The sequence below is a fragment of the Caballeronia sp. BR00000012568055 genome, assembly GCF_029439455.1.
Lineage (GTDB): Bacteria > Pseudomonadota > Gammaproteobacteria > Burkholderiales > Burkholderiaceae > Caballeronia.
The window spans coordinates 1-8,113 of record NZ_JAQFVG010000213.1 but is presented as its reverse complement, the minus strand read 5'-3'; the positions used below and the strand labels follow the sequence as shown (position 1 = coordinate 8,113).

The window sequence follows — 8,113 nt, the reverse complement described above, 5'->3', positions numbered from 1 at the left end:
GAACGGTTTGCAGCGATGAGTTCATGATCCGTCGTCCCTTGGGTTGTTCAACGTAACCGCAATACTAATCCCAAAGAAGTTACTCGTATTTCGTCGTTTCATGAGTAGCAGCTATTCGTCTTCATGTACGAATACCCGCATAGCAAGGGCTGAATGTCGTCACGCGCACCTATACTTTTCTTGACGGAAACGCCTTGTTTTCGTCCAATCAAAGTCGCTTTCGTCGAGGAGGTGCAACATGCAATACGACGAACAGAAGTTGCAGGACTTCATGGGAAGAATGGTCGGAGAATTCGGCGCAATCGCCTGCGCGCCGCTGATCGCGCTGGGTGACCGGCTCGGTTTATACAAGGCCATGAAAGAACAGGACTGGATGACATCGGAACAGATCGCGGAACGCGCGCAACTCTCCGAGCGATACGTGCGCGAATGGCTCAGCGCGCAGGCCGCAGCAGGCTTTGTCGATTACGATGCAAACGCCCGCAAGTATCAACTCTCGAATGAAATGAGTATGTGCTTCGCTGATGAAACCAGCCCGACCTTCGTGCCCGGTTTCATCGATTGCGCCGAAGCGATGTTTCGCGGTTTGCCAAAACTCGAAGGCGCGTTTCGCACAGGGCTGGGCGTGGGCTGGCACGAGCAGCATCCGTCATTATTTAAGGGTACCGAACGTTTCTTCAGACCGGGTTATGCGGCGCATCTCGTCAGCGAATGGATTCCCTCGCTCGATGGCGTGCATGCGTGTTTGAGCACGCAAGGCGCGCGCGTGGCCGATGTCGGATGCGGTCATGGTGCATCGACCATTCTGATGGCGCAGGCTTATCCGCAGGCGCAGTTCGTGGGCTTCGATTATCACGCGCCATCGATCGAGCACGCGCGTGGTGCAGCGAAGGACGCGGGCGTGGCGGATCGCGTCACATTCGAAGTGGCGAGCGCGCAGGAATATCCCGGCGATGCCTATGATCTCGTCACCTTCTTCGATTGCCTGCACGATATGGGCGATCCCATCGCGGCGGCGGCGCATGTGCTCAAAACGCTCAAGCCTGATGGCTCGTGGATGATCGTCGAGCCGTTTGCGAACGATCGTCTGGAAGACAACCTCAACGCAGTCGGGCGCGTGTTTTACTCGGCATCGACAATGATTTGCTGCGGCGCGTCTTTAGCGCAGGACGGCAAAATGGCCTTAGGCGCACAGGCAGGCGAAGCACGGCTGAAGGACGTCATCACCAAAGGCGGCTTTACGCGATTCCGCCGCGCCACGCAGACGCCATTTAATCTGATCTTTCACGCGCAAGCCTGAAAACAAGGGATTTTTCACTTTCCCTGAAGAATCATTCAAACGCGGGCTCAATTATCAAAAGGCGTCGGGAAAAGCAGAATGACTTTCATCGAGTCGTTTTCTTCTTCCGGTCGATTGATAAAGGAGCCTGCCATGAAATTCGCATCTATCGTCAGCGCTGCACTGGTTGCCGTTGCCGCGCCCGTATTCGCCGCTCAGCATGCGGACAATCTCGTCAAGCCGCAAACCCTCATCGTCGATAAAAGCATTTCGAAGCAGCAGGCCGCGCAGCAGATTCACGCTGCCCGCACCTACGACACCTTCTGGACCACTGGCGACGAAGCACAGGCCCGTGAAGCCCTCGCCGATACCTTCACCGACCGCACGCTGCCGCCGGGACGTCCGCAAGGCATCGCGGGGCCGCTGGCGGCATCGAAGGTGTTTCATGGCGCGGTGCCGGATGTGCAGGCATCGGTCGAACAGATGATCGTCGCGTGCGATCGCGTGATTACGCATCTGCGTTTCACGGGCCATTTCATCGGCACGTTCAACGGCGTGCAGGGCAAGGGCCAGCCGATCGATTTCATCGCCACGGATATCTACCGTATTCGCGATGGCAAGATCACCGATAACTGGCATCTCGAAGATAACCTGACGTTCCTTCAGCAGCTTGGCGTGGTCGCGAAGTAAGATCGCCTGATCGCCATGAATCAGGAACTCGCGCGCGTGGACAATCTCGGGGATATCCGGCTTTTCGTCGAAGCCGCAGCGTTGGGCAGTCTTACGGCCGCGGGCCGCAAACTCGATCTATCGCCCGCTGCGGCAAGCGCGCGTCTCGTGCGGCTGGAAGCGGCGCTCGGCACGCAGTTGTTCGAACGCACTACGCGCAGTCTGCGGCTCACCGACGAAGGCCGCACCTATCTCGTGCATTGCCAGCATGCACTGCAAACGCTCGACGATGCCCACGCCGCGCTGCATGCGGGACGCGAGATCGTCAGCGGCAAGCTGCGTGTTTCAGCGACATCGGATTTCGGGCGACACTTGCTGCGCGAATGGCTCGATACGTTCAACGCGCAGCATCCGGACGTGAGCATTGCGCTGGTTTTATCGGATTCGCTGTCACATCTGCTTCAGGACGATATCGATCTGGCGATACGCTTCGGCGTGCCTGCGGACAGCACGATGATCGCCAAACGCATGGCGCCGAATCGGCGGGCGTTGTGTGCATCGCCTGCGTATATCGAGGCGCATGGCACGCCGAAGACAGTCGATGAGTTGGAGCAACATCGTTTCGTTTTGCTAACTTCTGCGGCGGGCGTGGCGAACGAATGGCGCTTCACACGCGATGGCGGAAGCGCGACGTTCAGCGCATCGGCGAATCGTGCGCGCGAGACGAACGACGGCGCGGTTGCGCGGCAATGGACGCTCGAAGGACGCGGCATCGCGATGAAATCGATCTGGGATATCGGCGACGATCTGCGCGCGGGACGCCTGCAATTGCTGCTTCCTGAATGGCGTTCGCCGGATGCGCCAGTGAATGCGCTATTCCAGCGCCGCCAATTTATGGCTCCGCGAGTGCGTGCCTTGCTGGACTTCTTAGGCGAGCGATTCGCAGATAAGGCCCGTGAATTCGAGCCTTATCTGCACGATCAACTTTAAACGCCCAGCGCCGGATCGCTCAACCCATCACGACCTGTTTCGACACGGCCCGCAAGACGACGCACGAAGCTGCTGTCCGTGCTCACCTTCACTTCGATGTCGTACCAGCCGTAGGCCGAGCGCAGATCGAGATAGACCTGCGCGTTATCGCCGCCAGACACATGGCGCGTGATGCTCTTCGACTTATCGTACGCATTCACGATGGTGAAGACACATGCCACCGTGCCGTTGTTCTTCAGACGCAATTGCAGGTTGCCGTTCGCGACGTCATAACCTTCCGCGACTTCCGGCACGGCCGTCTCTTTCGACCACCAGCTATATTGCGACGACGCCTTGCCCGCAATACGCCGCAGGAAGCCGTTCGGTCCATGCACGGTGAAGTCGAAGCTGCCATCCAGATTCGCCGTCACGCGATCGGACAGACGCTTGTTCGCTTCGACCGTGTACGTGCGCGGCGCATCCACACTGCCATTGCGATACAGCAGAAACACCGCGCCTGCATCGCCCGTGTTGACGAAATCGAACGATACCGCGCCCTTCGATGAATCCGCATGCGCGCGCACGAACAGCTCGTACGGCAGCGCACGCGACAGACGCACGCCCGGCTCCTGCTGCGGCAGCGCGCCGCCGACGGGCGGAATCGGCACATAGTCAGGATGGCGAATCTTGTCCGGCGGTGCATAGCCGGTCGTTGACGGCAGCGTCGGCAGATTGCGATTCGGATTGCGGAAGTCGAACGCGGATGTCAGATCGCCACACACTGCACGACGCCACGGCGTGATGTTCGGCTCAGCGAGATTGTGCTTGCGGCCGAAGCGCTTCTGAATGAAGCGAATCACCGAGGTGTGATCGAAGGTCTCCGAGCATACCCAGCCGCCACGCGACCACGGCGAGACCACGAGCATCGGTACGCGTGCGCCGAGGCCGTAGACGCCTGCTGTGTATTTCGTGCTTCCGGGGAATACTTCGTTGTCCGTGCCAACTGTCGAAAGACCGTTGGCGCTCGATGTCGGCGGGAACGGCGGCACGACGTGATCGAAGAAACCGTCGTTTTCATCGTAATTGATGAGCAGCGCGGTCTTGCTCCACAGGTCCGGATTCGACGTCAGCACTTGCAGCACCTGATCGATGTACCACGCGCCATAGTTCGCCGGCCAGTTCGGATGCTCGGAGAACGCTTCCGGCGCGACGATATACGAGACTTGCGGCAGTGCGTTGTTCTGCACGTCCTGTTTGAGAATGCGGAAGTAGTCATCGCCCGTCAAGGCGGTGGTGCCACGGCGCGCTTTTTCGTAGAGCGGGCTGCCCGGCTGCGCGTTCTGATATTGCGTGAAGTACAGCAGCGAGTTATCGCCGTAATTGCCGATATAAGGGTTATCGCCCGTCCAGCCCCATGAACCCTTGGCGTCGAGTCCTTCGCCTTCGTCCTGATAGACCTTCCACGAAATACCCGCTTTTTCCAGCACTTCCGGGAACGTGGACCAACCATAGCCCGCTTCTGCATTGTCGATTACCGGGCCGCCGCCCGAGCCGTCGTTGCCGACCCAGCCGGTCCACATGTAGTAGCGGTTCGGGTCCGTCGATGTATTCGTGGCGCAGTGGTACGCGTCGCAAATGGTGAAGGCGTCGGCGAGTTGATAATGGAACGGGATGTCGTTGCGATTCAGATACGCCATCGTCGTGGTGCCTTTGGCAGGCACCCACTGATCGTAGCGGCCTTCGTTGAAGGCTTGCTTGCCGGTCGGCCAGTCGTGCGGCAAATCCTGAATGAATTGCAGGCCGAGATTCGCGGCATCCGGATGGAACGGGTTGAGGCCGCTTTGCGTGAAGACCGTGCCGCCATTCGCGGTCGAAACGACGGTCTTGTCGCCATAACCGCGCACGCCGCGCATGCTGCCGAAGTAGTGATCGAACGAGCGGTTTTCCTGCATCAGCACCACGATATGCTCGATATCCTCGATCGAGCCATGCTTGTTGTTGGCAGGAATCGCGAGCGCCTGACGGATGCCCAGCGGCATCACGTTGAGGGCGGTTGCGGCGGCGGCGGTTTCCATCGCCGCACGCAGGAATTCACGTCGGTTCTTGTTTGTCATCGGATCGCGGGGAATTTGAAATGTTTAGTCAACCGTATGAATTACGGGTGGCGCGAGCGCGTCTGAGGACGCGGGCGCGGCGGCGGCCTTGGTATCAACGTTGGTGTTCGTGTTGCTTTGACCCGCGACCTGGCGTGCCCAGTCCTGAAGCTCGTTCGATTGAATCGCCTGCGGTGCTGCGTTGACACTCACGGATGCGCTTGGAGAAGGCGTTGCATCGTCCGTTTGCGAGTTGCCGCATGCGCCCAGACTTGCGCATGAGCACACAACGAAAAGCGCCACGAGTGCGTGGCGTGATGAGGCAATCGGCATGAATCTCCGGCGCTTGCGCGCTGATCATGAGAGCGCAGGAAGATTAGCTGTCGCCTGTGTAAGCAATATGACGTAAGGAATTTGCGCGATAGTGAAAGAGCGGGAAGATATGATTTCGACTCGTACGTTTAACTGAATTACCTTTTCTATCCATGCAAAAAGCTTTCAGCGACGATGAACGTCTCGCGGTTTATCGCGCGATTTACGAGCGGCGCGACATGCGTCACTTCGTGCGTGAGGCCGTCGCGCCTGACGTCATGCAGCGACTTATCGATGCCGCGCTTCACGCGCCCAGCGTGGGTTTCATGCAACCGTGGCGGATCATTCGCATCACGAGCATCGAGCTTCGTGAGCGCCTGCATGAGGCTGTCGAAAAGGAACGCGCGCTCACCGCCGATGCACTCGATGAACGCCGCGATGCTTTCATGAAGCTTAAAGTCGAAGGCATGCGCGAGTGCGGTGAAGTGCTGGTGATGGCGTTGATGGATAAGCGCGATCCGTACGTGTTCGGGCGCAGGACCTTGCCCGAGATGGATCTTGCTTCGGTCGCGTGCGCGATTCAGAACATGTGGCTTGCGGCGCGTGCCGAAGGCTTGGGGATGGGCTGGGTCTCTTTATTCGATCCGCAAGAAGTGGCGGACTTGCTCGGCATGCCGTCAGGCGCGCGGCCCGTCGCGATTCTTTGTATAGGCCACGTCGAGCGGTTTTATGATGCGCCGATGTTGGAGATGGAGAAGTGGGAAAGGCGTCGAACAGTAGAGGACTGCGTGTTTGAAAATAGGTGGTGCGAATAAATCAGAATCGCTCCAACATCCCCACCTGCACGCCCCTCACCGGCGCTCCCGCATACGAAGGCGTCAACCCCGTCACATTCACGCCACGCAGCGTAAAAGTCGCATCGGCATGATTGCGCAGCCAGCCTGCGCTCGCATACAGCAGCGTGCGTTTCGAGAGATCGTATTCGCACGCGGCGCTGAATTGATCTGCGTCGTTATCGCCACCTGAACGATCGCGCAGATACGTGTAGCCGAGCGAGAAGCGCAAATCAGGCTTAACCGCATACAACGCGGAAACCGACGCGCCATCGTTGTGATAACGCGGCGTGCCGCCATCGCCATTGAAGAACGAGAGAAACGTCGTCAGGCCGCCGTACGTGTACGATGCGCCGCCCAAATTGGCCCGTAGCGCGCCATCGCCATTCGTTTGCTGATGCGCGTAGAGCAAGCGCACCGGACCATATCGATAGTCGAACGTTTCGACCGATCCGGCCAGTCCGTTGCCATCCGTCGATCCATCGCGCAATGCGGCTTGCAGCGTCATCGAAAAGCCGTACACACGCGGCGATAAATACGTGATCGCGTTGCTCTGATACGGCGTGATCTTCGACAGGTTATCCAAGCCCGATGCAATGGTGCCCGCACCGAACGCATCGAGTTGCCCCTTGAACGGAATGTAGATCGGCGAATACTGCCGCCCTGCGCGCACCGTGCCCCACGCACCGCCGATGCCGACCCACGCCTGCCGATTGAAAATGGTATTGGCCGTCGCGAGCGTGCCATCCGCAGAACTGAAGCCGTTCTCCAGTTCGAACAAAATCTGATTGCCGCCGCCGATATCCTCCGCGCCCTTCACGCCACAGCGCGATCCGCGATACGCGCCCGAATCCATACGCGCGACATAGCCCGCGCCCGGATTGGTCACTTCGATACTCGTATCGAAACTGCCGTACAGCGTGAGCGAACTCTGCGCGCACGCGGGCAACGCGATAAATGCCGACGCGCAAATCGCGACGCGAAAGAATGTTGGACGCACGCAGTCCCTTTTTTAACTAACCGGTGTAATCCGCTATTTTATCGTTATTCAAGCAATGTCAGCGCCGTCCTTGCGCACGAAGCGTCCATCGGCATTCGCGCTCATCATGTCGATATCGGAACACGTGGTCAGGTCTTCATGAAAGCGCGATCCGACTTCGATATAAAGCGCTGCCTGCGCGCTTCGGTTGATCATGTGATGGCCATTGCCCGTGCCCTTCGGAAACGCCGCGCAATCGCCTGCGCGCAACACCGTCTCGCCCTCGTCTTCGATCAGCACGAGTTCGCCTTCCAGCACATAGACGAACTCGTCTTCATGCGAATGCCAGTGACGCTGACTCGACCAGTTTCCCGGCGGCAGCATCATCAGATTGGCGCCGAAATCGCGCAGGCCGCCTGCATCGCCCAGACGCTGACGGATGCGGTCCGCGCACGGCTGATCGTAAGGCGGCGGATATCCCACGCCCTTTATTTGCGGCACTTTCGCGATATCGACTTTGGGCATGACTTACGCGCCTCTGAGCGTGGCGAGCGACGCGCGCTGCTTGCCGTCGGCATCGAAATTATCGTCGGACAGCCAGCGTTCGAAGGCTTGTTTGATGCGCGGCCAATCACGGTCGATGATCGCGTACCAGGCAGTATCGCGATTACGTCCCTTGTAGACGATCGCTTGCCGGAAAATGCCTTCGAACTCGAAACCAAGCCGTTGCGCGGTCTTGCGCGAAGGCGCGTTGAGGCTGTCGCATTTCCACTCGTAGCGGCGATACTTCAGATCGTCGAAGGCATAACGCATCAGCAGATATTGCGCTTCGGTGGATATGCGCGTCTGCTTGAGCAGCGGCGAAAACGTCACGCTGCCCACTTCGATTACACCATGCACTGGTTCGATACGCATCAGCGCCAGCGTGCCGACGGCCTTGTCGCGCGCGGTGTCGATCACCGTGTAATGCAGCGGATCA

Annotated in this window: 9 protein-coding genes; 4 read left to right on the top strand and 5 right to left on the bottom strand. The window is 58.9% G+C overall.

Translation table 11 applies throughout. From position 1 onward, the window contains the following. Positions 1-238 precede the first annotated feature (238 nt). From P7F28_RS10200 to P7F28_RS10190, 3 genes are all read left to right on the top strand, one after another. On the top strand, positions 239-1,300 hold the full coding sequence (locus P7F28_RS10200) for a class I SAM-dependent methyltransferase (protein WP_277184371.1): 1,062 nt from the start codon (positions 239-241) through the stop codon (positions 1,298-1,300). Between the two features lie 132 nt (positions 1,301-1,432). Then, on the top strand, positions 1,433-1,969 hold the full coding sequence (locus tag P7F28_RS10195; protein WP_277184370.1) for an ester cyclase: 537 nt from the start codon (positions 1,433-1,435) through the stop codon (positions 1,967-1,969). A 36-nt stretch (positions 1,970-2,005) separates the two neighbouring features. Continuing rightward, positions 2,006-2,938 carry a LysR family transcriptional regulator gene (locus P7F28_RS10190; protein ID WP_277184373.1) on the top strand — a complete coding sequence of 311 codons (933 nt, stop codon included), beginning with the start codon at positions 2,006-2,008 and terminating at the stop codon, positions 2,936-2,938. Here the strand turns inward: P7F28_RS10190 and P7F28_RS10185 are convergent. Then, positions 2,935-5,031, bottom strand: coding sequence for a phosphocholine-specific phospholipase C (locus P7F28_RS10185; protein WP_277184369.1), 2,097 nt, complete (start codon positions 5,029-5,031; stop codon positions 2,935-2,937). The two genes, P7F28_RS10190 and P7F28_RS10185, sit on opposite strands and share 4 nt — an antisense overlap. Positions 5,032-5,055: 24 nt before the next feature. After that, positions 5,056-5,223 (bottom strand): hypothetical protein, encoded by a 168-nt coding sequence (locus tag P7F28_RS10180; RefSeq protein WP_277184368.1) that lies wholly within the window; start codon positions 5,221-5,223, stop codon positions 5,056-5,058. 272 nt (positions 5,224-5,495) lie between these two features. On the opposite strand from P7F28_RS10180, the gene bluB reads away from it, so the two are divergent. Then, entirely contained in the window at positions 5,496-6,137 is a 642-nt protein-coding gene (gene bluB / locus P7F28_RS10175) for a 5,6-dimethylbenzimidazole synthase (RefSeq protein ID WP_277184366.1), read from the top strand. Position 6,138: 1 nt separating this feature from the next. On the opposite strand, the gene P7F28_RS10170 is transcribed toward bluB, so the two are convergent. From P7F28_RS10170 to P7F28_RS10160, 3 genes are all read right to left on the bottom strand, one after another. Then, positions 6,139-7,155: a porin gene (locus tag P7F28_RS10170; protein WP_370467287.1), complete on the bottom strand. Its 1,017-nt coding sequence runs from the start codon at positions 7,153-7,155 to the stop codon at positions 6,139-6,141. Between the two features lie 48 nt (positions 7,156-7,203). Beyond that, positions 7,204-7,659, bottom strand: coding sequence for a cupin domain-containing protein (locus tag P7F28_RS10165; RefSeq protein ID WP_277184364.1), 456 nt, complete (start codon positions 7,657-7,659; stop codon positions 7,204-7,206). Between the two features lie 3 nt (positions 7,660-7,662). Then, the coding region (locus tag P7F28_RS10160; protein ID WP_277184363.1) for a GNAT family N-acetyltransferase at positions 7,663-8,113 on the bottom strand (451 nt) is incomplete at its 5' end.